This is a genomic window from Micrococcus sp. PSi08, from assembly GCF_054960655.1.
Genome location: NZ_JBHNYP010000004.1, coordinates 13,350 through 36,533 on the forward strand (window position 1 = coordinate 13,350; position 23,184 = coordinate 36,533).

Genomic DNA, 23,184 nt, shown 5'->3' on the forward strand with positions numbered 1-23,184 from the left:
CCCGGGTGACGCGTACCCACGGGTGAGGCCCCGCCCCTACACTCCGACCATGGACATCACCGTCGGCGCCGTCGGCCGCGCCTCGCTCTCGGACTGGGAGCAGGAATGCTGCGGTGACCCGATCGCCGTGGGGGAAGTCCACGAGCTGATCCTGCTGCCCTCCCGGGGAGTGAGTCAGGCTGGGCCCCTGGCCTCTGCAGGCTGGGTCGTCACCCATCACGACGACGGCAGCCCCGCCGGGTCGATCCCGTTGCGTCGTGTGCGGGCCGTTGTGAGGGCGGTACACGAGGTGTGGCCCTCGGGGCGGCTCGCCGAGATCGACCGCGTCCCCGGCCACGCTGACCTGACGATCCTGGAGCCGGAGGAGGCCACCGGCCTCGGCTTGGGGGAGGTCGTCTACGTCGGCGCCTACGAGCCGGTGCTCCCCGAAACTCCCCGCCCTGACGAGTGGCTTCTCGACCTGGAGATCCTCGAGGACCTCGGTCCGCACACCTGGTGAGCCTCGCGAGTCCACCCCCTCACGGTCTCGAGCTACATGGGGTGAGCGTAGAAGCCCGTTCGTCGTCATAGATGGCCCCTCACCCCCCGGTCGCTCGCGAGCATCGCGTAGACGAGGGTGTCCGTCCACTCGCCCTTGCTCCACAGGTCCTGCCGGTGGTGTGCCTCTCGACGCATCCCGAGCGTCTCGGCCAGTCGGGCGGACGCCGTGTTGCGGGCATCCATCTGTGCCACCACCCGGTGCAGGCCAGACGTCTCGAACCCCAGGTCCAGCAGCGCAGCCGCGGCCTCCCGGGCGAAGCCTTGACCGGCATGCCGCGGATCCAGTGCCCAGCCGATCTCCGCGACACCGCGCTCGCGGTCCGTCAGCCACAGGATCACGTCACCCACGGGGACGCCCGCGTGCTCCACCACCAGGGACACCGCCCCGGATGGGCCGCCGAGGTCGTCCCACGTGATCCGCTTGGCCAGCTTCGCTCGCGCGGTCGCCTCGTCCCAGGGCTCGTCCAGCAGGTGGCGCACCACCACGGGCTGCATGTACATCTCCTGCAACCAGCCGAGGTCGTCCTCCCGGTGCGGCCGCAGCGTCAGCCGCGCGGTGGGCAACGGCCAGTCAGGGGCGCGGCCGCCCGCAGCCGCGCCCTCCTTGCGCCCCGCCGGAGGCGGGGCGTCGACGTCGGCGGGGACCGGCGTCGTCGTGCCGGACGCCCAGTCCTGGCGCAACATTGCGTAGGCCACGGACGCGAGCGGCTCGCCGCCGTCCACGGGCCAGCCGCGCCGGTAGTGCGCCTCCTTGACCCAGCCGGCCCGGCGGAAGGTGCGCAGCATGGGGACGTTGTCCTCGCGGGTCTGGCCCTCGAAGCGGTCCACCGCGGGCATCGTCTCGAAGACGTGCCGGGTGAGCGCGGTGAGGATCTGCGCGCCGAGCCCGCGCCCGCGGAACCGCTCCGCCACGCGCAGGTCGAACAAGGGGGTGGGGTCCGTGAGGTCCTCCAGGCGCACCACGCCGACGCGGCCGTGCTCGGGATGCTCGGTCCAGAAGGTGCGGTGGTCCTCATCCTCCCAGGCGCCGCCATCGACGGCCTTCTCCGCCTCCGGCCGGGTGACGCGCGGGCGCGTGTGGAACGGCCACGCGTTCTCGGTGAGCAGGGCGACGAGCGCGTCCCGGTCGGCGCCTGCCGGGTCGAGCGGAGTGAAGGTGACGTCCATGGGGCCGAGCGTAGGGGAGGGGACGTCACCGCCGCCCGCTGCCGTGACCCCATGGCCACGCCCCTCCTCGACCTCGCGGCGCGCCGCGCGAGGAAGCCCGGGACGCGCAGGCCGAGATCGGCTGGATCATCGCCCCGGTCCACGCCGGCCGGGGCCACGCCACCGAGCTGGCCTGTGCCCTGCTGGACCTCGCCTTCACGGGCCTCGGCTTCCGACCCGTGGAGGCTCACGCCTTCGCGGACAACGCGCCCATCCTGCGCGTGATGGAGAAGGTCGGCCTGCGCCACGAGGGCACCTTCAAGGAGGAGTCACTGCACCGCACCCGCGCCTGGGTGGACGGCGTCACTTACGCGATGCTCGCCTCGGAGCATCGGGCCCGGGGCAGACGGCTTTCCACCTCACGACGCCCAGAAGTACGCAACTCTCTAGACATAACGTTGCGTAAGGTGGCGGCATGAGCAGCGATCCGCGCCCGACCCCGTGGGCCGTCGGCTGGGAAGAGCGCCCCTGGGCCGCGGGCCCGGATGACGCCGGGCTGCGCTCCCGCAGCGCTCGCGTGCGTGCAGCAGGCCCGTATCGAGCCGCGCTCCCAGCCCGTATCGCCCGACTCGGGCTCGACCTGCCCTCCGATCTGGCGACCGAGGTCGAGGAGGCGACGGCCGCCGTCGTGCGCTTCGACGCCGAGATCAGCCACGCCCTCCCGGGGCTCACCGGCGAGATCGCCCCGATCGACGCGGTGCTCCTGCGCACTGAGTCCGCGTCCTCCTCGCAGATCGAGCACATCTCCGCGGGCGCGCGAGCCCTCGCCCTGGCGATTCTCGGCGAACGCACCCGCCCGAACGCAGCGCTCGTGGCGGCGAACGTGAGGGCCATGGGCGCTGCTTCCCGGCTGGCTGCCGACCTGGACGAGCCCGCCCTGCTGGCCGCCCATCGTGCCCTCATGGACGGCCAGGAGCATGCCCGGCCGGGCGCCTACCGCGATGCGCAGGGGTGGATCGGGGGCGGGGCGCCCACGCCGCACGCGGCGCAGTTCGTCCCGCCCCACCCGGAGCGCCTGCGTGCCGGGATGGACGATCTCTTCGCCTACCTGCGACGCGCGGACGTGCCCGCCCTCGTGCAGGCCGCCATCGCGCACGCCCAGTTCGAGACCATCCACCCGTTCGCGGACGGCAACGGCCGCACCGGGCGCGTCCTCGTGCACGCCGTGCTGCATCGGGCCGGCGCGATCACCCGTATGGGGGTGCCCCTCTCCGCGGGACTCCTCACGGACACGGCCGAATACTTCGACGCCCTCACCGCCTACCGCGACGGCGACCCCGCGCCCATCGTGCGCCGCTTCGCGCAGGCCGCCCTGGCCGCCGTCGGCAACGGCCGAGAGCTCGTCGCGGACCTGGACGAGGCCCTGACCGGCTGGCGCGAGCGGCTCACCGCCCGGCGGGACGCGGCGGTCTGGCGGGCGCTCGCGGTGATCATCGCGCAACCCGCCGTGACCGTGGACCACCTGGCCCAGGTGCTGGGTGTCTCGCGCCCGGCCGCCCAGCGGGCCGTGGACCAGCTTGTCGAGGCCGGTGTGCTGCAGCCGGTCTCCAGCCAGCGTCGGAACCGGGTGTGGCTGGCCACCGAGGTGCTCGCCTGTCTGGACGAGTTCGCCGCGCGTGCGGGCCGGCGGGGTTGACGGGGGCGGTCTACAGGGTTGACCAGCCTCAGTGCCGTATGTAGTGCCCCGGCCATGGTCAGGCGAACACACGAGGTGAGGCCCGCGGGATGACTCGCGGTCCGTCAGCCACAGGATCACGTCCCCACGGGCATGCCCACGTTCCCCACCACCAGAGACACCGATCCGGCAGGGCCAGCCGAGGTCGTCCTCCCGGTGTGGGCGCAGCGTCAGGCGCGCGGTGCGCAACGGCCAGTCAGGGGCGGGGCCGCCCGCAACCGCGCCCTCCCCGCGCTCCACCCGGGACGTCGACGTCGGCTGGGTGCCACGCTTCGACGTCGACGTGCTGGAGGCCGCCCTGCGGCCCGTCCACGAGCGGCCCCGGTGGGAGGAATGGGGGCAGATCGCCGCGCCAACCCTGCTGATCACCGGGGAGAACGGGTACGTGCCCGCCGGAGAGCTGGACGAGATGCGGCGTCGGCGCCCGGATGTGCGGCACGTGCAGGTGCCCGGCGCGGGGCACGACGTGCACCTGGACGCGCCGGAGCGGGTGGCGGAGCTCGTGCGGGGGTTCGCGGCCTGATTGCTCTGGGGCAGGATCACCTCATGGACCACAAGCAGATCCTCCACGACGGGCTGCGCCGCCAGCGTGCGGCCCTCCTGCAGAAGCTCGAGGGCCTCAGCGAGCGCGACGCCCGCCTGCCGCGCACTCCCACCGGCACCAACCTGCTGGGACTGGTCAAGCACGCCGCCGTCGTCGAGCTGGAGTACTTCGGCGAGACGTTCGACCGCCCCGCGGAGGTGCAGCTGCCCTGGGCGGCGGCGGGGCAGTCGGAGGAGGACAACGTGGACATGTTCGCCGCCGAGGGGGAGTCCCTCGAGGACGTCCTCGAGTTCGCCCGCCGCTGCTTCGCACACGCGGACGCGACCATCACGGCCCTCGGCGCCGACGCCCACGGGCGGGTGGCGTGGTGGCCCGACGACAAGGCGGAGGTCACGCTCGCGCAGATCATCGCGCACGTCGCCCTGGACGAGGCCCGGCACGCCGGCCACGCGGACATCCTGCGGGAGCAGATCGACGGGCAGGCCGGCCTGCGCGCCCCGGGGAACAACCTGCCCGTGTGGGGCGCCGACCGCTGGGCCGCCCACGTGGACCGTCTGACCGCCATCGCGGAGGGGAGCGGCGGGCCGGGCCGGAACTGAAGGCACATGCCTCCCGTGCCGCCGCTGGGCCTACGCTGTGGCCATGACGAGTACTCCCGCTGCCGCCGTACCCCCTGCCCTCCAGCGCTCATTCGATGCGTGGGCTGCCGCCGGCAGGCCCGCCGACGAGCCCACGCGTTGGTCCTTCGATCACTGGACGGCCCACGTGCCCGACCTGCCCGCCTGCCTCGAGCGCGAGCCGCTGACCCGCGCCGTCGTCACCGGTTACGCCGCGAAGGTGACCGCCGAGGACCGCGCCGTGCAGCGGGACGCCTTCATCGCCGCGATGGTGTGGGGATACGGACGGGTCGGCTACGGCCCCTCCCGGGTGGAGCGCATCATGGCGCAGCCCGGGTTTGAGGAGCAGCTCGCCGACGTCACCCGCATCACCCTCGAGCAGGGCGGGCCCGCGGCCTTCGAGCACATCCGGCAGCAGCGCAAGAGCGGGGTCGGCTGCCTCAAGCACCTCGGCGCGGCCTTCGGCACCAAGTACCTCTACTTCCTCACCAAGGCCCACCGGGAGTCCGACATCGCCCCCGTCCTCGACTCCGTGGTGCGCGCTTGGTTCGCCGAGCATGCGAAGGACGTCGACGTCCGGATCGGCGGCGGTTGGACCTACCCCCGCAAGTACGCCACGTACGTGGAGACCATGCAGGCGTGGGGTGAGGAACTCAAGATCCCGGCCGACGACGTCGAGCGGCTCATCTTCCTCCAGCAGCAGGACGCCACCCAGGAGCCCTGGCGGGAGAGCTGGAGTTCCGCCGCCGCGGACCCGGAGGCCGGCGAGCTGCTCGAGGCCCTCCGCCTCGCGCTGGCCGACCTGGGCGCCGGGGACGACGCCGAGCCCCACCTGCAGGCTCTGGAGGACGTCATCGCCGACGCGGAGGACCGGGCGCCCGACGAGGCATGAAGCCCCGCCCGCCGGAGTGTCGGCCGGCAGAGGTGGGCGTGCCGCATGCTCGACGCGGCACTGGTTGACGCGTGGCCTGGCCACGGGCTGTCCGCGGCGGTTCCCATCGACGGCTGGGCCTGCTCCCGTGGCTCGCCGGGCTCCGGCTCCTCGCTGGAGGTGCGGCTCAGCGGCGGCGGCATAGCCGAGTGCCTGGAGCAGCTCCTCTCTCCGTTTGCGGGGGAATCTCACACCTGACCCGTACAGAACCCGGCCTACAGCCGGTTTCCCCTCCAAGCAGGATGGCCCCATGACGCGCCTGCTCTCCGGGGACTCCCTCACGCTCGACCTCGCACCGGAGGACCCCGCCGACCTCCTCGCCCGCCTGTGCGCGGTTGGCGTCGGGATGAACGTGTCCGCTGAGCAGCTGATCGGCGACGAGTCCGGTGTGCACCGCGGCCTGTACCTGCGTGTCGTGGACCACGTCCCGTGGCTGCGCGGCTTCGCATGCGACGACCTCCACGTCTTCGACCCCGAGGACCGGTGGATCCTGGCGCGGTGAGGGGTCAGCGATCCATCGCAAGGGCGCCTACCGTGTCCAGGACCCTCCGTAGGCTCGAGGCGCAGCCGGGGTAGATGTCCCGGACGAAGAGAGGACATTGGCATGACCACCAAGGTGGGGTTCATCGGGGCCGCTTCCCATGCTCTGCAGAACGGTCCCCAGCTGTTCGCACGCGTCGAGGACGGCGGTGTGGTCATCGGTGGGCGTAGCGGCGAGGTCGTGCCGGATTCGACCGGGCTATACGCGGTTGTCGCGCAGGATCCTGACGCGGCGCGAGCCGAGCTGCGATTGGACACGTCTGTCAGTCGAAGCGATGTGCTTTACATCGGCAAGGCCGAGGGCAGCCTGCGGGCCCGCCTGGAACGCAAGCATTTCGCGGACGGCGGCACCGCGCACTCCACTCTGCGCCGCACCCTGGCCGCACTCCTGGTGGATCGGCTGGACCTGGAGCCGGTCGCCGTCGCCTCCGCGGGTCGATTCACCCTCACCCCGGAGAGCGGCGAGCAGCTGACCACCTGGATGCGGCGTCACCTCGCCGTCCGCGTGTGGCAGGCACCCGCCGGGTTCGCGGAAGTGACACCGCTCGGAGACATTGAGAAGCCTGTGATCGACACGCACACCCCGCCGTTGAACCTCACCTACGGCGGCACCAGCCCCGAAGCACAGCTGCTCCGCCAGCGCATCCGGAAGGCCCGCACGGCCATGGCGGAGCAGGCGAAGCGTGGTGTGGACGTGGTGGGGGCCGATTCGTCGGCGCGCGCGACCGTCGGCGACTTGTTCCGCCGCCGCCCCCGCCAGTACGGGCTGCGGGGAAGCGTCGGTCTCTGGGAGGAGCTCGCTGAACGGCTCGACGACACCCCCATGCCCACCAGTGAGTATGAACTCGGCCGGCTCCTGCGCGATGCGCTCGATCGCTCCCTCGAGGGGGCCGAGCCTTACGACGAGGACAAGGTCAATGTGGAGCGGTTCAACCGCGGAGGCATGAGTCAGGGCCTCGTCCATCTGCCCTGGTGGGAGGACCAGGCCATCCCCCTCCTCCTCGACCGCTGGGGAGCCTGGGCGGACACCCGGGGTCTCCTCGGCCCGGAGGACTACATCGGGAGCTGGTGACCCGACAGTGTGTGGTGCCTGCCGCCGTCCTCGATGGCCTCCTTCGCCACCGGCCGGGTGACGTGGGGCGCACAGGGAAGGGCCACGCGTTGCCGGTGAGCAGCGCAATGAGCTCCGCGCGGTCCGCGCCGGCGGGGTCGAGACGGGTGATGGCGACGGTCATGGGGCGAGGGTGGGCGCCGGCATCATGGGCGCCTCCCCACCCGGACCCCTTCCGAGTCCGACACAATGCATACATCCATGCATGCATCCGATTACTCTGGCCCGCATGACTCCACTCTCCGACCCCTTATGGGGCAGTCGTGCCACGGCTGCCGGCCGCCTGGCCCACGACGTCGCCTGGCGCATCGTCCGCGGTGAGATCGCCGCGGGGGAGATGCTCACCGAGGTCCAGCTCTCCACGGAGGCCGGCATCTCCCGGACGCCGGCCCGGGAGGCCCTCCTCCAGCTCGAGCGCTGGGGCCTGGTGCGGCTCCTCCCCAAGAAGGGCGCGGCCGTGCAGGCCCTCACGCCGCAGAGCGTGGCCGACCTCACGGCCCTGCGCGGCCTCCTCGAGTCCACCGCCCTCGCCACGGTCGCCGCGCGGCCCGACGCCGTCGGGCCCCTCGTCGCCACGCTCACCGCCAACCTGGAGCAGCAGCGCGCCGCCCTGGACGCCGGCGACCTCGCTGCCTTCTCCGCGCTGGACGTGCGCTTCCACCGGGACGTGATCGCCACGTGCGGCAACGCCGCCTTCGACGAGGTCGTGCGCACCTTCGCCCCCCGCCTGGCCCGCCTGATCCACGCCGCCACCGGCGGATCCGTCGACGCCGCCCGCCGCCTCCTCGATGGGCACGCCGAGATCTGCGCCCAGCTGGCCGCCGGGCGCGCCGCAGACGCCCAGCGCGCCCTGCAGGCGCACCTCGACGCCGCGGGGAGCGGCGTCGTCCCCGGCCTGCCGCCCGTGGGCCCGTCCGAGGCAGGTGAACCCCGATGATCGAGGGCCTGCTGATCCTGCTGCTCTGCCAGCTGGCGGGCACGCTCGTGGCCGACACGCTGCACCTGCCGATCCCCGGGGCCGTGCTGGGCATGCTCCTGCTGCTCGGCCTGCTCGCGTGGCGCCGGCCGGCCGAGGACGCGCCGGTGATGACGGCGAGCCATCACCTGCTCCAGCACCTGCCGCTGCTGTTCGTCCCGGCGGGCGTCGGCGTCGTCGCGGTGCTGGGCCTCATCGAGGAACACCGGGCGCTGATGCTGGTCGGCTTCGTGGTGCCCTGGCTGCTGGGGCTGGTGGTCACCGCCGGCGTCGCCGCCCCGCTCGCCCGCCGCCTCACGGACAAGGAGGACGCACAGTGAACGCCGCCGAACTGACCGACTCCCTCGCCGAGGCCTGGGACGCGCTCCTGCACACACCGCTGTTCGGCATCGCGCTGACCCTCGCCGTTGCTGTGCTCTCCCGCCGCCTGTGGCTCGCCGCCCGGCAGACCGCCCTGCTCACGCCCGTGCTCGTGACGATCGTGCTGGTGGCCGCGTTCCTGGCCCTGACCGGCATCGACTACGAGACCTACATGAACGGCGGCAGCTACCTCACCTTCCTGCTGGGCCCCGCCACCGTGGCCCTCGCCGTCCCCCTGTACCGGGCCGGCCCTGACATCCGGAAGCTGCTGCTGCCGGTCGCCGTCGGGGTCACCGTCGGCTCGCTGACCGCCATGGTGAGCGCCGTGCTGATCGTGCGGGCAATGGGCGGGGACGCCGCGCTGGCCGCCACGTTCGCCCCCAAGTCCGCGACGACGCCGATCGCCATGGCGGTGGCCGACGCCGGCGGCGGGATCGTTTCCCTCGCCGCCGTGCTCCCCGTGCTCACCGGCGTGCTCGGCGCCGTGCTGGCCCCCTGGGTGCTCGACCGGCTGCGCGTGCGCGACCCCCGCGTGCGCGGCCTGGCCATCGGCGTGAGCTCCCACGGCATCGGCACCGCCCGCGCCCTCGCCGAAGGCCCGAAGACCGGTGCGTTCTCCGCCCTCGCCATGGCCTGCTCCGGTGTGCTCACCGCCCTGCTGGCCCCGCTGGTGCTGGCGATGACGGGGTGAGGGGCCGGGCGGCCGCCCCCGGCCGGGCAGCCGCCTCGACCCGCTCCAGCCGCGGCGGCGTCCTTACCGTGTCCGCCCCGCCTGCCACCCTGGTCCTCTTCCTTCCCCGCGGGCCGCCCGCCGGCCCTCGCAGGCGCGGTGACGCGGCCCGGTCCTGCGAACGAGAGGACCCCACCCATGATGGGCCCGTCCCACGCGGCCACCGGCGCCGCGGCCTGGCTGGCGCTCACGCACTGGCAGTCGCCGATCGCCGTGCTGCACCTGCCCGCCGAACTCCAGCTGCTCGGCGCCGTGACCACCGCCGGCGCGGCCATGATCAGCGACTGGGACCACCCCCGCGCCACCGTCGTCCACGCCCTGCCGCCCCTGACCGAGTGGATGAGCCGCGGCATCCGCCACGTGGCCGGCGGGCATCGGCGCGGCACACACTCGCTGGTGGGGGTCGCGGCGTTCACCGCCATCGCGACGGCGGCCGCCTCCATCCAGGTGCCGATCGCGGGGCACGTCTACACGCCGGGGCAGGGGGTCATCGCCGCGTTCCTGGCGGCCGTGGCTGCCAAGGCCCTCCGACTGCTCCCGAACCGGGGATGGAGGGCCGCGTGGGCGCTCGGCATCCTGGTCGCGGTGTCGGCGACCGTCCTCAGCGACGGGCTGTGGTGGATCCCCGCCTCCGTGGCCGTCGGCGTGAGCGTGCACATCCTCGGCGACGCCCTCACCAACAACGGGGTGGCCCTGCTCTGGCCGCTCAGTCCGGAGCCCCCCACTCGCCTGTGGTGGTGGCAGTCCTCCGGACGGTTCCGGCTCCCCTTGCTCGGCCGGACCGGGTCCTGGCGGGAGTGGGTGCTCGTCTCGGTGGTCACCGCGTTCACCGTGGTGCGGGCCGTGCGACTCGTCCCGCTCGCCGCTCGGGGGGTGGCGGCACTGTTCTGAGCGGCAGCACCCGGCCACCGCCGCCCCCTCACGCCTCCGGGAACCACCCCGCCCGCACGGTCGCCTCGGTCCCGCGCGGCAGCCTCGGACGGCCGCCGGCGGCCAGGTCCCGGCAGGCGTCCGTGAGCGCTTCGAACGGCCACCCCGGGACCCGGGCCTGCCCCTCGGCCGTGCCGTCTGCGCGCCAGTGCACGTGCCAGTCCCGGCGTTGCAGCCCATGACGGCCCCGCAGGCTCACCCCCCTCCCGACCGCGCGCACGACCGCCTGGTCCACGGCCTCGAGCAGCTCGTCCGACCCGGGGTCGCATGCGTCGCATCCGCAGTCCGGGAGCAGCGCGTGCACCTGCCCCGGGGCGCCGACCGCCACCCGGAGCACCGGCAGGACGCCGCCGTCGTCGTCCTGGGGCACGTCCGTCTCCAGCAGCCACCAGGGGGAGGCGCCGTCGACGCCGGCCGGCGGCGCCACCCGCAGCGCCCGGTCCACGGGGACCGCCAGGTCGGCGCGCCCGGCCTCGTCGAGCGGGATGCCACGCACCGGGTCCGGGGCGACGGCGGCGCCCGCCTCCGCGAGCACCTCGGCCCACACGAGGGCCCGGGCGCCCGCGATCCGATACCGCTGCGGGTCGGTCACCCGGGAGTACTCCTCCTCCCGAGGCGGGGCGCCGTCCGGGTGCGGGGCAGGCCAGGTGGGCAGGTCGAGGGCGGCGTACCGCCGGGCCACCTCCGTGCGCAGACGCGGCAGGGTCGTCATGGGAGGCTCACCGTGTGTCCGGCCCGGGCGGTCATCCTGAGCTCACTCCGCCGGCGTCAGTTCCCGCTTGAGGATCTTGCCGGTGGCGGTCTTGGGCAGCCCGTCCCGCACGGTCACGGTGCGCGGGTACTTGTAGGGCGCCACCTGGGACTTCACGTGCTGGATCAGCTCCTCCTCCGTGGCGTGCGCACCGGGGGCGAGCACCACGTGCGCGGCGACCTCCTGGCCGAGCTCCGGGTGGGGCACCCCCACCACGGCGGCCTCCGCGACGGCCGGGTGCTCGTAGAGCACCTCCTCGATCTCGCGCGGGTACACGTTGAGCCCGCCGCGCAGGATCATGTCCTTCGTGCGGTCCACGATGGAGTAGTTGCCCGCGGCATCGCGCCGGGCGAGGTCGCCGGAGCGGAACCAGCCGTCCTCGGTGATGGCCTGGGCGGTGGCCTCCGGCTTGCCCCAGTAGCCCTTCATCACGTTCTCCCCGCGGATCCACACCTCGCCCAGGGTCTCCTCATCGCCCTCGGGCACGACGGCCCCGTCCGGCGTCACCAGCTGCATCTCGCACCCTCGGACGGCGCGTCCGATCGAGCCCGGATGGTGCTCCTCGCCCGGGTGGTTGAAGCACGCCACCGGGGAGGTCTCGGACAGGCCGTAGCCCTCCAGGATCTCGCAGTCGAAGGTGGCCTCGAAGCGGCGCAGCAGCTCCACGGGCAGGGCGGATCCACCGGAGACGCCCAGGCGCAGGCTGGCCAGGTCCTCCGGATGGTCCTTGGCCGCGGCCAGCACGGCCCCGTACATGGTGGGCACGCCGATGAACACGTCCACCGCGCACTCCCGGACGGTCTGCGCGGCCACGGCGGGATCGAAGCGGGGGATCAACGCCAGGCTGGCGCCCATCGTCACGGGCGCCATGAGCGCGCACGTGAGGCCGAACACGTGGAACAGGGGCAGGCAGCCGAGCACGGTCTCCCCGTGCTGGAGCTGGATCAGCGTCTCCGCCGCGGTGTCCGCGTTGGTGCCCATGTTCCGGTGGGTCAGCTGGGCCCCCTTGGGGCGGCCGGTGGTGCCGGAGGTGTAGAGGATGACGGCGTCGTCCTCGAGGTCCCGCTCGACGGTCTCGGTGACCGGGCCGGGGCTCTCCGCGAGGTGCGGGGCGAGGCCGTCCTCGCCGAGGGTGCGCAGCGGCACACCGCGCTCGCGGGCGCCCTCCACGGCTTCCTCGGACGGCACGGACCACAGCATCGACGCGCCCGAGTCCTCCAGGTAGTACTCGATCTCGCGGCGCTTGAACAGCGGGTTCATCGGGACGACGACGGCGCCCAGCTGCAGGGCCGCGAAGAACACCACCGGGAACGCCGGGATGTTCGGCACCATGAGCGCCACGCGGTCCCCGGGGCCGATGCCCTCCTGCCGCATGAGCCCGGCCAGACGCTGGGACTGGTCCTGCAGCTCCGCGTATGTCATGCGGTTCTCGCCGAGGATCAGGGCGGCGGAGTTCGGATGCTCGGCGGCGGTGCGCTCGAGGCGGGCGGGCAGGGTGAGGGTCACGACGGGCCTCCGGGGGGAGTCGGATGTGATGGGAACCACAGCGTAACGCCCGGCGGTGCTCGTTCGCTGTGAGCCGAGTGGGGTGTGTCGGCCGACCTCACGCCAGCGACATCACCGCGGTTCTGCCCGGCGGTGATGTCGCTGGCGCGCGGTCATCCATCGGCCCCGCCCGCGTCGCCGATCTGTCGTCTTCACAGCACAGGGGCGCAAGACTGGTCCCCGCACACCGCCGCCCGGACCGCCGGGCCAGACCGGAGGACAGACCATGACCGCACAGACCCCCGCCACCCCTGCCATCCCCGCGACGATGAAGGCGGTCGTCATGCGTGCGCCGGGCGACGTCGTCGTGGAGGAGGTGGACACCCCGCGCGTCGCTCAGCCCACGGATGTGGTCCTGAAGCTGGCCGCCGCGTGCGTGTGCGGCTCGGACCTGTGGCCCTACCGCGGCCACAACGACGTCGACCACCGGCGCATGGGCCACGAGTACGTCGGCACGATCGTGGAGAAGGGCGAGGACGTCGCCACCCTCGAGGTCGGTGACTTCGTGATCGGCTCGTTCATGCTCTCGGACAACACGTGCGAGATCTGCCAGGCCGGCTACCAGTCCCGCTGCGTCAACGCCGGCGAGTACACGGGCAGCCAGGCGCAGTACATGCGTGTCGAGCTCGCGGACGGCTCCCTCGTGAAGGTGCCCGGGGGTGAGCCCTCGGACCCGGACCGCCTGGCCGACTACCTCGCCGCCTCGGATGTGCTCGGCACCGGCTGGTACGCCGCCGTCGCCGCGCAGGCCGGCCCCGGCAAGACCATCGCCGTGGTCGGCGACGGCGCCGTCGGCCTGTGTGCCGTCCTGGCCGCCAAGACCCTCGGCGCGGAGAAGGTCATCGTGTTCTCCCGCCATGAGGATCGGGCCGCGCTCGCCCGTGAGTTCGGCGCGGACGTCGTGATCGCCGAGCGTGGCGAGGAGGGTGCCGCCCAGGTGCGTGAGCTCACCGGCGGCTACGGAGCGCACGGGGTGTGCGAGGCCGTCGGCACGCAGGGCTCCATGGACCAGGCCCTGGCCTCGGTGCGCCCCGGCGGGTACGTCGGGTTCGTGGGCGTCTCCCACGACCAGACCCTCGACGGCTCCGACCTCTTCGGCCGGCAGATCCACCTCGAGGGCGGGCCCGCGCCCGTCCGCCGTTTCCTGCCCGAGCTGATCGAGCGCATCCAGTCCGGGGAGATCCAGCCCGGCCGCGTGTTCACCGCGCGCATGCCGCTCGACGACGCCGCCGAGGCGTATCGGGCCATGGACGAGCGCCGCGAGATCAAGGTGCTGCTGGAGGTCTGAGGCCCTCCGCGGCGGGCGGAGGTGCCGAGAGGCTCCGCCGCCCCTCAGCCCTTCTTCACGGTGATCGTCCACTCTGCGGCGCCGCGCTTCACGAAGTCGGTGACCTCGTGGCCGTTCTCCGCGGCCCAGCGGGGCAGGGAGTCGGTGGCCTGGGTGCAGTCGAAGTCGATCACGAGCTCGTCCCCGGAGGGGATCTGCTGCATCGCCTGGTTGGCCTCCACGAGCGGGAAGGGGCAGACCTGGCCGTCGGTCTCGAGCAGGTGCTTCGCCATGGTGTTCTCTCCTTGATGTCGGTGGTCAGAGATCGTGCGCGGGCGGGCCGGCTCAGCCGATCGGCGTGAGCTTCACGGGGCGCGTCGCCCCGGCGTCCGTCACCGCGCCCTCGGCCGAGGTGAGGCCGGAGCCGGAGGCGGGGACCGGCGTCGTGCCCTTGCCGCGGTGGTTGAGGATGAAGAGCTTGGCCGCCAGGCCGGTGCCGAGCACCATGAACACGAGCGCGGTCCAGCCCTGGAAGCTGAAGGTCGCGGTGTTCACCATCGCGTTGCCGATGGTGCAGCCGCCGGCCCACGCCGCGCCCCAGCCCATGCCGAGGCCGCCGATGATCGAGCGGACGGTGGTCTGCGCGTCGGGCACGCGGACGCGGAACTCGCCGGAGGCCTTCGCGGCGATGAACGAGCCGATCAGCAGGCCCGTCACCATCAGCACGCCCCAGTCCACGAGCTCGAGTTCGCCCGTGCCGAGGAACGCGCCGATGTTCGCGGACGGACCGGTGATGCCCAGACCGGACTCGCGGCCGGTCGCCCAGGAGAGCGGCCACGCGAGGATCGCCAGCACGCCGATGATCGCCGCGGTGACGAACGGGTGCCACGCCTTCTCGGTGAGCACGTGCGCGAGGCCGGTCTTGGCGGCGGGCAGGCGGAAGCGGGTCATGGCCGCCTCGCGACGCAGGTGATGACGCACGGCCAGGCCGACGCCGGCCACGAGCAGCGCCACGAACACCCACGGGGACAGCCCCGTGAGCTGCTGGAACGAGCCCGTCTGCGTCTCCACGGAGCGGACGGCCTCGGTGGTGCCGGCCAGCGGTCCCTTGCGGAAGGCGGTGGCGCCCACGATGTAGAAGATCAGCGCGAACCACGAGCCCACGAGGCCCTCGCCCGCGCGGTAGTAGGTGCCGGTGGCGCAGCCGCCCGCGAGCACGATCGAGAAGCCGAAGATCAGGCCGCCGATGATCGTGCCGAGCCACGGGAACGTCTCCGCCTCCAGGGTGATCACGCCGAGCGCGTCGAGGGCGAACACGCCCACCGACTGGACGGCCACGATCACCATGAACGCGGTGAGCCATCGGGTGGACCGGATAGTGAACAGGTCGCGGAAAGCGCCCGTGACGCAGAAGCGTCCGCGCTGGAACACGAAGCCCAGGACGAGGCCGAGGAGGAGTCCGGTGATGATCATGCCTGCCATGAGACAGGGTGCGGCCGGTCCCGCGCGCCGGGCAGGACGTGCGGGGTAACAGTCGCAGGGCTGTGCCGGGGACGACGCGCGGGGGCGCCGTGGGCGACGCTTGACCCTCCCCTTGGGGGAACGCCCACGCTGGGATCACCTGAGAGAAAGGTCGCCCCATGAGCCCCCCGATGACCGTCGGCGAGTTCGCCCTCGCCACCGGACTGAGCGCGAAGGCGCACGCGGCCGAGCTGCGGCGCCGCCGCGACCTCGAGGACCGCGCGCTCGCGCTCGCGGCCGCCGGTGTCTACGCGGCCCCGGATCCTGACGACGACGGCGCCCCCGCCCGTCCCGGCCCCGTGGCGGAGCGCACGGTCGGGCCGACGCCGTGGGCCGGCGTCGTGCAGCGGGTGGCCCTGGACGAGGCCGGTGAGGAGGCGGCCACCGAGCTCGCGAACGACGCCTTCGCGACGCTGTTCCAGGCGCTCGCGGAGGCGGGGTCGGCACCGGCCGGGCCGCCGTGGACGGCGCTGCGTCCGGTGCCGGGCGCCGCCGACGTCGTGGAGACCGTCCTGGCGGTCCCGCTGAGCGGTCCGGCTCCCGAGGGTCTCAGGGTCGACGGGCACGAGGTGGTGACCGGGACGCTGCCGCGCCGCGTGGAGCGGTACGTGGACGTGCGGGCCGACGCGGGCGACGTCGACCTCCTCGACGACGCCCCCGGCGGCGCGCTGCCCCATCCGGACCTGCTGGGGCTCATGGACGCGTTCGACGCGGAGGACGCCGGCGCCGCGCCGGAGATCCGCCAGATCCTCGCGGACCCGGAGGCCGGGCACGTCGAGCTGGCGGTGACAGTGCGGGAGGAGGCGGGGGCGGGGCAAGGGTGAGCCGGTGCGGGGACGGCACGGCGTGTCCGGCCGGCCGACCCTGTCGGTTCCGCGCAGACCCCCGGGGGGCTCAGGGGTGCCCGGGGTGGCCTAAATGTGATGAAGTGCACGGATCCTGTCCGCGACCTGGGAAGTGACCATGGAGCAGTTCGTCACCGCCGCCAACTCGATCATGTGGAGCCTGCCCATGGTCGTCGGGCTCCTCGCCCTGGGCCTGTACTTCACGATCCGCATGGCGGCTCCCCAGGTGCGGCTGCTCAAGGACATGGTGGGTCAGCTGGCCAGGGGAGGATCGTCGTCGGCGGGGATCAGCTCGTTCCAGTCGTTCGCCATGGCCCTGGGCGGGCGCATCGGCGTCGGCAACATCGCGGGCGTCGCGGCCGCGATCTACCTGGGCGGCCCGGGCGCGCTGTTCTGGATGTGGGTGACGGCGATCCTCGGCGCCCCCGTGGCGCTCGTGGAGAGCTCGCTCGCACAGCTCTACAAGCACAAGGTCCGCGGCGAGTACCGCGGCGGGCCCGCGTACTACATCCTCGAGGGGCTCGGCCGGAACTGGCGGTGGCTGGCGGTCGCGTACGCCGCGGCCACCGTGTTCGCGACGGTCTTCACCGGCCCGCAGATCCAGGCCAACGCCGTCACCGCCGCCACGACCGAGGCGTGGGGCTGGGACCCGCTGTGGGTGGGTCTCGGGATGGCCGTGCTGTTCTGCGTGATCGTGTTCGGCGGCATGCACCGCCTGGGCCGCACGGTGGGCCTCGTGGTCCCGTTCATGGCCGGCGCGTACATCCTGGTGGGGCTGCTCGTCGTCGGACTCATGTGGCAGCAGGTCCCCGCGATGTTCGGGCTGATCTTCTCCAGCGCGCTGGGCCTGGACTCGGTCTACGCCGGCATGCTCGGCGCCGCCATCGCGTGGGGCGTGCGCCGCGCCGTGTACTCCACCGAGATCGGCACCGGTTCGGGCGCCCAGGCCTCGGCGGCCGCCCACGTCTCCCACCCGGTGAAGCAGGGCCTGGCCCAGGCGTTCTCCGCCTATGTGGACACCCTGTTCGTGTGCACCATGACCGGCCTGGTGATCCTGTCCACCAACAGCTTCAACGTGCTGGGCCCGGATGAGGAGAGCCTCCTCGCGGAGCACGTGCCCGGCGTCGAGGAGGGCCCGGCATGGGTCCAGATCGCCATCGACGAGGCACTGCCCGCCTTCGGCCCGTCCTTCGTGGCGATCGCCGTCTTCCTCTTCTCCTTCACCACCCTGCTCTCCTTCGCGTTCTACGCGGAGACGAACGTCGCCTACCTCATCCCGAACAAGACGGCGCAGCGCGCGGTCATCGCGATCGCCCGGCTGATGCTGGCCGGCTCCATGGTGTTCGGGTCCGTGCAGAGCTCGGCCCTCGTGTGGGCGTTCGCCGACTTCGGCGTCGGCCTCTACACGTGGGTGAACATCGTGGCGCTCATCCTGCTGAGCCCCGTGGCCATCCGGCTGCTCAAGGACTACGACCGCCAGCGCCGCGCCGGCCAGGACCCCGTGCTGGATCCGCACGCGATCGGCGTCCGCAACGCCCGCCTGTGGGAGCAGATCCACGCGGCGTACCAGCAGACCGGCGACCTCGACCGCGCCATGGAGCACGTCGCCGACACCGCCCCGGACACCCGCGCGATCACCGTGGTGCGCGGGGGCCCGGAGCGCGGGGAGCGGTGAGCGGGGGTCAGCCCCGCTCCCGCACCCGAGAGGACCCCGTCATGACCGACGTCTCCACCTCCACCGACACCGCCGTCGGCGACTCGGACACCCGCCCCGCCGCCGCGCGCACAGACGCCCCCGCGGCCACGGTGCTGCTCGCCGGCCGGGCCGCGCTGGTCACGGGCGGCACCCTGGGCATCGGGTTCGGCATCGCCGCGTCGCTGCGGGACGCCGCGGCGCGGGTCGCCGTCACGGGGCTGACCGACGAGGAGTGCGCGGCCGCCCGCGAGGCCGGGTTCCCCGCGTACGTGCTGGACGTGCTTGCGTCCAACGCGGGCATCTACCCCCAAACCGGATCGCGGACATGACGGACGAGGACGTCGACCTGATCTTCGACGTCAACGTGAAGGGAACCATTCACACGGCGCAGGCGGCGCAGCTGGGCTTCGTGCGGTCCGTGGCGATCGAGCTGGCGCGCCAGGGCGTCACCGCACCCGGCGCCCCTTCCAGGACCCCGGCCTCACGCCGATCCGCCCGGTCCTGAGCAACGCCGGTTGAGTTATCACGGGTCTTCGCGCCCAGGACCCGCGATAAGTCAACCGGCGTTGCTTCGGGTGGCAGATCCGGGGCCGTCAGCTCCTCTGGTGAATCCGCGCCCGGCGCCCCGGCAGAATGACCCCATGGCATCCCCGCAGCCCCCCGCTTTCGGCCCCGTCCTCCACCACCGCGCCCACGGCATGGCCCTCGGCGACGCCATCTCCCCGCCGCTGGTGCACGCCTCCGCGTTCCACCTGCCCGGGTCCGGTCCCGACGGCGCCCCCGTCGCCCCCGGTGCGGACGTCGCCTTCCAATACGCCCGCTGGGGCACCCCCACCTGGGCCGCGCTCGAGGCCGCCCTCGGCGCGCTCGAGGACGCGGACGTCGCCGTCGTCCCCTCCGGCATGGCGGCCATCGCCGCCGCCCTGCTGCCCGTGCTCCGCCCCGGCGACCGCGCCCTGCTGCCCTCGGACGGCTACGGCGCCACCCGCGCCCTCGCCGCCGAGCACCTCGTGCCCGCCGGCGTCCACGTGGACTTCGTGTCCACGCCGGGCCTCGCGGACGCCGGCCTCTCCGACTACGACCTCGTGTTCGTCGAGACCCCCTCCAACCCCGGCCTGCGCGTCGCGGACCTGGCCGACGTCGCCGCCCGCGCCCACGCGAACGGCCGCCGGGACGGCGCGGGGGCCCTCGTGGTGGTGGACAACACGCTGCTGACCCCCCTGGGGCAGCGCCCGCTGGAGCTGGGGGCGGACGTGGTCGTGGCCTCGGACACGAAGGCCGTCAACGGGCACACGGACGCCCTCGGCGGGCACGTGGCCAGCCGGGACCCGCAGGTGATGGCGCGGGTGCGCGGCTGGCGGACCCTGGCCGGCGGGATCCTGGGCACCCACGAGGCCTGGCTCATCCACCGCGGTCTCGAGACCCTCGAGGTCCGCTTCGCCCGGATGTGCGCCTCGGCGCAGGCGGTCGCGGAGCTGGCCGCGGGCCACCCGGCGGTGCGCGCCGTGGTCTACCCGGGGCTGGCGGACCACCCGGACGCGGAGGTCGTGGCGCGTCAGATGACGGCGGCGGGCGGCCTCGTCGGGCTGCGGTTCGCGGACGCGGCGGCGGCCGAGCGGTTCATCGCCGCGGCGCAGTACGTGGTGCCGCAGACCAGCTTCGGCGGCACGCACACGGCGGCCGAGCGCCGCGCCCGCTGGGGCGACGACGTCCCGGACGGTTTCGTGCGTCTGTCCGTGGGCGTGGAGCCGACGGCGGAGCTGCTCGCCGATCTCACCCGGGCGCTGGACGCGGCGGCCGGGCCCGCCTGAGCCCGGCCCTGCCCGGTTGAGCCGGGCCCGGCTACGCTCGCGAATCAGCCCCCGCCGCCCCGCCCCAGGAGACCCGCCCCATGCAGCTCGACCTGATCGTGGAGAACGCGCACCTGATCACCGGCGACCCCGCCCGCCCGGCGGCGTCGCGGCTGGGGGTGTGGCGGGGCGCCGTCGTCGGGGTGGACGAGCAGCTCGACGGCCTCACCGCCCGCGAGCGCCTCGACGCGCGGGGGCGCACCGTCCTGGCCGGGTTCAACGACGCCCACGCGCACAGCGTCTGGTTCGGCCAGTCCCGGCTGGACGTGGACCTCGAGGGTGCGCGCACCGCGGAGGAGGTCCACCGCCGGGTCCGCGCCCGCGCCGCCGAGCTCGGCCCCGGCGCCTGGGTGACGTGCACCGGCTTCGACCCCGGCCACCTCACCGGCCCGCAGCCGGACCGGGACAGCCTCGACGCCGCCGCCTCAGGGCGCCCCGTGCTCATCCGCCACAACACGGGCCACGCCGTCACGGTGTCCGGGGCGGTGCTGGTCCTGGCCGGCGTGGGGGAGCAGGTGCTGCAGCAGCCCGAGGGCGGACGGATCCTCACGGATGCCGCCGGCCGGCCCACCGGTCTGTTGGAGGAGACCGCCATGAGCCTGGTGACCCGGCTGCTGCAGCCGGAGTCCCACGAGCACATCGGCGCGTGCCTGGCGCGGGCGTCGCAGGAGTACGCGGCCGAGGGCATCACCTCGGTGACGGATGCGGGGGTGGCCGGCGGGTGGATCGGGCACAGCCCGCTCGAGTTCGGCGCGTATCAGCGCGCCCGGGACGCGGGGCTGCTGCGCACCCGCTTCCAGACGATGGTCACCCTGGACGCGCTGCACCCGGTGGACGGCCATCCCGACGACGGCACGCACCTCACCCTCGACGCCGGCGTGCGCACGGGCGTGGGCGACGAGTGGCTGCAGATCGGGCCGGCGAAGGTGTTCACGGACGGGTCGATGCTCGGACAGACCGCCGCGATGACCGAGGACTACTGCGGCCACGGCCACGGCCGCGGCTACCTGCAGCAGGACGCGGGGGAGATGCGCCGGGCGTGCCTCGGTGCGGCGGCCGCCGGATGGGCGCTGGCCCTGCACGCGATCGGCGACGCCGCCCTCGACTTCGCGCTCGACGTGATCGCCGAGGCACGGGGCCGGTTCGGCCGTCCCGTGATGCCGCACCGCGTGGAGCACGGTGGGGTGGTCCGCGACGATCAGGTGGCCCGCATGGCCGAGCTGGAGGTCGTGATGGCCACCCAGCCGAACTTCATCAGCGCGTTCGGCGGGTCGGTGCGGGAGCGGATCGGGCCGGAGCGGGCCGTGCTGTCGTACCCGGCCGGACGGCTGCTGCGCGCGGGCCTGGTGCTGCCGGGCAGCTCGGACCGGCCCGTGGCCGGCGGCCGCCCGCTGGAGGTCATCCAGGACTTCGTGCTGCGCCGCACCGAGACCGGCGAGCAGTACGGCCCGGACGCGGAGCGGCTCACCGTGGCCGAGGCCCTGCACGCCTACACGGTCGGCTCCGCGGAGGCGACCGGCTGGGGCGGCCGCAAGGGACGGCTCGTCGCAGGCCAGCTCGCGGACTTCACGGTGCTCAGCGAGGACCCGCGCGTGGTGCCGAGCGACCAGATCGCGGCGATCGACGTCGTCGCCACCGCCGTGGGCGGGGAGTTCGTGCACGGCGGGCTGTGACGCCCGGCCCCGGCCCGGCACCCCGCGACGAGCCCTGCGATATGGCCCCTAAACCACGCGTTTGGGGGCCATATCGCAGGGCTCGTCCCGGAAGGGGGGTGGGGCATGTCCGGTGGCCCGGCGGTCAGCCGTGGCTCTGCTGGGGGGTTGCTCCCTACGCTCGGAGGACGGCGCGCAGACCGCGCGTCGCCCCGAGACCATGAGGAGCACCCCGTGGCGCACGACGACGCGAACACCACCACCACCGACCAGCTCACCCTGCAGGACCCCACGAAGCGCTACCCCGTGATCAGCCCGCCGGAGCAGTCGCTGCCGGGCACCGGCCTGGACGCGGAGATGACGCCGAAGGCCGACCTGGGTGAGAAGTCCTACCGCGGCACCGGCCGTCTCGAGGGCCGCAAGGCGCTCATCACCGGCGGTGACTCCGGCATCGGCGCGGCCACCGCGATCGCGTTCGCGCGCGAGGGCGCCGACGTCGTCATCAGCTACCTGCCCGAGGAGGAGAAGGACGCCCAGCACGTCCTCGAGGTCCTGCAGGCGGAGGGGCGCACCGCCGTCGGGATCCCCGGCGACCTGCGGGACAAGACGTTCTGCGCCGACCTCGTGGCCCAGGCGGTCGAGAAGCTCGGCGGGCTGGACGTGCTGGTGAACAACGGCGGCAAGCAGGTGGCGCAGGACTCGATCGAGGACATCGACGACGAGCAGCTCGAGGCCACCTTCGACGTCAACATCCTGGCCCAGTTCCGCCTGGTCAAGGCCGCCCTGCCGCACCTGAAGCCGGGCTCCACGATCATCAACACCACCTCCGTGGTCGCCTACATGGCCCCGGAGCAGCTGGTGGACTACTCCGCCACGAAGGCCGCCATCAACACCTTCACGAAGGCCCTGGGCCAGCAGCTGGCCCCGAAGGGCATCCGCGTGAACGCCGTGGCGCCCGGTCCGATCTGGACCCCGCTGCAGCCCTCCGGCGGCCAGAAGCCGGAGGCCCTGCCGGAGTTCGGCCAGTCCACTCCGCTGGGCCGCGCCGGGCAGCCCACCGAGCTCGCCCCGGCGTACGTGTTCCTGGCCTCGCCGGAGTCCTCCTATGTGGTGGGCGCGACCATCCCGGTGACCGGCGGCATGCCCACCCCGTGACCGGAGTCGGGCGTTCCTGTCCCGGGGCGGTCACACCACCAGGGACAGGAACGCGCCGAGCGCGAAGCCGACCACGGTGAGGAGCCCGGCCCTCTCCCCGCCCTTCTCGCGGGCCTCGGGGATCATCGTGTCGATCAGCATGACCAGCAGGGCGCCGGCCGCGAAGCCCTGGATGCCGCCGGTCAGGGCGGGGGAGGCGACGTCGGCGATCAGCCCGCCGCCCCACGTCGCCAGGGCGCAGACCACCGTCACGAGCGACCACTGGATCAGCAGGTGGCGACGCGTCTTGCCGCCGTCGAGGGAGTCGGCCGTGGCGGCGATGGACTCGGGCAGGTTGGACATGAAGATCGCCACGAGCAGCGCGAGGGACACGCCCTCGCCCGCGGCCAGCCCGATGCCCAGCACGATCTGTTCCGGGATGCCGTCCAGCAGCGCGCCCACGGTCAGCGCCGCGCCCGAGGACGAGCCGCCGGACCTCGCGGCGGAGCGCTCCACTGCACGGTCGCCGAGGAAGTAGGCGGCCGCGCCGAGCGTCAGCCCGATGCCGACGGCGGCGGGCCCGGCCGCCTGCACGCCCGCCTCCGCGAGCTCGAAGGACACGGACGCGATCAGGGCGCCGGCGCCGAAGGCGAGCACGAGGCCGATCGTGCCCATGTGCCAGCGGCGCAGGGTCGCCAGGACGGCGCCCACGAGCAGGGAGGACGCGGCGACCGCGCCCCACATCAGGGTCATCACGCGTGCC

General features: G+C 73.6%; 25 protein-coding genes and 1 pseudogene. 20 read left to right on the forward strand and 6 right to left on the reverse strand.

What is annotated here, in order from left to right:
- The first annotated feature begins 49 nt into the window (after window positions 1-49).
- Complete coding sequence (locus ACFI33_RS01990) at window positions 50-499, forward strand: hypothetical protein (protein ID WP_134416197.1); 450 nt, start codon at window positions 50-52, stop codon at window positions 497-499.
- A 65-nt stretch (window positions 500-564) separates the two neighbouring features.
- Here the strand turns inward: ACFI33_RS01990 and ACFI33_RS01995 are convergent, their stop codons facing one another.
- Window positions 565-1,707, reverse strand: a complete 1,143-nt coding sequence (locus ACFI33_RS01995; protein ID WP_462623698.1) for a GNAT family N-acetyltransferase — start codon at window positions 1,705-1,707, stop codon at window positions 565-567.
- A gap of 110 nt (window positions 1,708-1,817) precedes the next feature.
- On the opposite strand from ACFI33_RS01995, the pseudogene ACFI33_RS02000 reads away from it, so the two are divergent.
- The 11 genes and pseudogenes from ACFI33_RS02000 to ACFI33_RS02050 all read left to right on the forward strand — a co-directional run.
- A pseudogene (locus ACFI33_RS02000) lies at window positions 1,818-2,165 on the forward strand (GNAT family N-acetyltransferase); the annotation flags it as partial.
- Window positions 2,162-3,382 carry a Fic family protein gene (locus tag ACFI33_RS02005; RefSeq protein ID WP_462623699.1) on the forward strand — a complete coding sequence of 407 codons (1,221 nt, stop codon included), beginning with the start codon at window positions 2,162-2,164 and terminating at the stop codon, window positions 3,380-3,382. The pseudogene ACFI33_RS02000 and the gene ACFI33_RS02005, both read left to right, overlap by 4 nt.
- A gap of 301 nt (window positions 3,383-3,683) precedes the next feature.
- Window positions 3,684-3,944 (forward strand): alpha/beta fold hydrolase, encoded by a 261-nt coding sequence (locus tag ACFI33_RS02010; protein ID WP_020621622.1) that lies wholly within the window; start codon window positions 3,684-3,686, stop codon window positions 3,942-3,944.
- A 23-nt stretch (window positions 3,945-3,967) separates the two neighbouring features.
- Complete coding sequence (locus ACFI33_RS02015) at window positions 3,968-4,564, forward strand: DinB family protein (protein WP_020621621.1); 597 nt, start codon at window positions 3,968-3,970, stop codon at window positions 4,562-4,564.
- Between the two features lie 43 nt (window positions 4,565-4,607).
- Window positions 4,608-5,474 carry an 8-oxoguanine DNA glycosylase OGG fold protein gene (locus tag ACFI33_RS02020; RefSeq protein WP_127445781.1) on the forward strand — a complete coding sequence of 289 codons (867 nt, stop codon included), beginning with the start codon at window positions 4,608-4,610 and terminating at the stop codon, window positions 5,472-5,474.
- 289 nt (window positions 5,475-5,763) lie between these two features.
- The gene (locus ACFI33_RS02025) at window positions 5,764-6,015 is read left to right on the forward strand and encodes a hypothetical protein (protein ID WP_036315529.1); all 252 of its coding nucleotides are present in this window, start codon (window positions 5,764-5,766) and stop codon (window positions 6,013-6,015) included.
- A 102-nt stretch (window positions 6,016-6,117) separates the two neighbouring features.
- The gene (locus tag ACFI33_RS02030; protein ID WP_127435098.1) at window positions 6,118-7,125 is read left to right on the forward strand and encodes a GIY-YIG nuclease family protein; all 1,008 of its coding nucleotides are present in this window, start codon (window positions 6,118-6,120) and stop codon (window positions 7,123-7,125) included.
- A 268-nt stretch (window positions 7,126-7,393) separates the two neighbouring features.
- On the forward strand, window positions 7,394-8,101 hold the full coding sequence (locus ACFI33_RS02035; RefSeq protein WP_041104849.1) for a GntR family transcriptional regulator: 708 nt from the start codon (window positions 7,394-7,396) through the stop codon (window positions 8,099-8,101).
- Window positions 8,098-8,460 carry a CidA/LrgA family protein gene (locus ACFI33_RS02040; protein ID WP_036315546.1) on the forward strand — a complete coding sequence of 121 codons (363 nt, stop codon included), beginning with the start codon at window positions 8,098-8,100 and terminating at the stop codon, window positions 8,458-8,460. Before ACFI33_RS02035 ends, ACFI33_RS02040 begins: the two co-directional genes overlap by 4 nt.
- Entirely contained in the window at window positions 8,457-9,191 is a 735-nt protein-coding gene (locus ACFI33_RS02045) for an LrgB family protein (protein ID WP_078025312.1), read from the forward strand. Before ACFI33_RS02040 ends, ACFI33_RS02045 begins: the two co-directional genes overlap by 4 nt.
- Window positions 9,192-9,368: 177 nt before the next feature.
- The gene (locus ACFI33_RS02050; RefSeq protein ID WP_069941226.1) at window positions 9,369-10,121 is read left to right on the forward strand and encodes a metal-dependent hydrolase; all 753 of its coding nucleotides are present in this window, start codon (window positions 9,369-9,371) and stop codon (window positions 10,119-10,121) included.
- A 28-nt stretch (window positions 10,122-10,149) separates the two neighbouring features.
- Here the strand turns inward: ACFI33_RS02050 and ACFI33_RS02055 are convergent, their stop codons facing one another.
- Together ACFI33_RS02055 and ACFI33_RS02060 are read right to left on the reverse strand one after the other, a co-directional pair.
- Complete coding sequence (locus tag ACFI33_RS02055; RefSeq protein WP_127445782.1) at window positions 10,150-10,872, reverse strand: DUF6226 family protein; 723 nt, start codon at window positions 10,870-10,872, stop codon at window positions 10,150-10,152.
- 42 nt (window positions 10,873-10,914) lie between these two features.
- Window positions 10,915-12,417 carry a long-chain-fatty-acid--CoA ligase gene (locus tag ACFI33_RS02060; RefSeq protein WP_127435193.1) on the reverse strand — a complete coding sequence of 501 codons (1,503 nt, stop codon included), beginning with the start codon at window positions 12,415-12,417 and terminating at the stop codon, window positions 10,915-10,917.
- 265 nt (window positions 12,418-12,682) lie between these two features.
- Here ACFI33_RS02060 and ACFI33_RS02065 point away from each other — a divergent pair, with 265 nt between their 5' ends.
- Window positions 12,683-13,744 (forward strand): zinc-binding dehydrogenase, encoded by a 1,062-nt coding sequence (locus ACFI33_RS02065; RefSeq protein WP_127435192.1) that lies wholly within the window; start codon window positions 12,683-12,685, stop codon window positions 13,742-13,744.
- Window positions 13,745-13,788: 44 nt separating this feature from the next.
- Here ACFI33_RS02065 and ACFI33_RS02070 read toward each other — a convergent pair whose 3' ends face one another.
- Window positions 13,789-14,016: a sulfurtransferase TusA family protein gene (locus tag ACFI33_RS02070; RefSeq protein WP_002855519.1), complete on the reverse strand. Its 228-nt coding sequence runs from the start codon at window positions 14,014-14,016 to the stop codon at window positions 13,789-13,791.
- Window positions 14,017-14,068: 52 nt separating this feature from the next.
- Entirely contained in the window at window positions 14,069-15,196 is a 1,128-nt protein-coding gene (locus ACFI33_RS02075; protein WP_127435191.1) for a YeeE/YedE family protein, read from the reverse strand.
- Window positions 15,197-15,363: 167 nt separating this feature from the next.
- Between ACFI33_RS02075 and ACFI33_RS02080 the strand changes: the two genes are divergently transcribed.
- From ACFI33_RS02080 to ACFI33_RS02110, 7 genes are all read left to right on the forward strand, one after another.
- Window positions 15,364-16,068, forward strand: coding sequence for a MerR family transcriptional regulator (locus ACFI33_RS02080; RefSeq protein WP_462623700.1), 705 nt, complete (start codon window positions 15,364-15,366; stop codon window positions 16,066-16,068).
- Between the two features lie 139 nt (window positions 16,069-16,207).
- On the forward strand, window positions 16,208-17,764 hold the full coding sequence (locus ACFI33_RS02085) for an alanine/glycine:cation symporter family protein (RefSeq protein ID WP_127445978.1): 1,557 nt from the start codon (window positions 16,208-16,210) through the stop codon (window positions 17,762-17,764).
- Between the two features lie 41 nt (window positions 17,765-17,805).
- Entirely contained in the window at window positions 17,806-18,114 is a 309-nt protein-coding gene (locus ACFI33_RS02090; protein ID WP_462623701.1) for a hypothetical protein, read from the forward strand.
- Entirely contained in the window at window positions 18,111-18,290 is a 180-nt protein-coding gene (locus tag ACFI33_RS02095) for a Rossmann-fold NAD(P)-binding domain-containing protein (RefSeq protein WP_238693426.1), read from the forward strand. The genes ACFI33_RS02090 and ACFI33_RS02095 overlap by 4 nt, the downstream gene beginning before the upstream one ends.
- 136 nt (window positions 18,291-18,426) lie before the next feature.
- The gene (locus ACFI33_RS02100; RefSeq protein WP_462623702.1) at window positions 18,427-19,596 is read left to right on the forward strand and encodes a cystathionine gamma-lyase; all 1,170 of its coding nucleotides are present in this window, start codon (window positions 18,427-18,429) and stop codon (window positions 19,594-19,596) included.
- Between the two features lie 80 nt (window positions 19,597-19,676).
- The gene (locus ACFI33_RS02105; RefSeq protein ID WP_462623703.1) at window positions 19,677-21,308 is read left to right on the forward strand and encodes an amidohydrolase; all 1,632 of its coding nucleotides are present in this window, start codon (window positions 19,677-19,679) and stop codon (window positions 21,306-21,308) included.
- A gap of 213 nt (window positions 21,309-21,521) precedes the next feature.
- Entirely contained in the window at window positions 21,522-22,442 is a 921-nt protein-coding gene (locus ACFI33_RS02110; protein ID WP_127435367.1) for an SDR family oxidoreductase, read from the forward strand.
- Between the two features lie 30 nt (window positions 22,443-22,472).
- Here the strand turns inward: ACFI33_RS02110 and ACFI33_RS02115 are convergent, their stop codons facing one another.
- On the reverse strand, window positions 22,473-23,174 hold the full coding sequence (locus tag ACFI33_RS02115; RefSeq protein WP_236649799.1) for a ZIP family metal transporter: 702 nt from the start codon (window positions 23,172-23,174) through the stop codon (window positions 22,473-22,475).
- Window positions 23,175-23,184 lie beyond the last annotated feature (10 nt).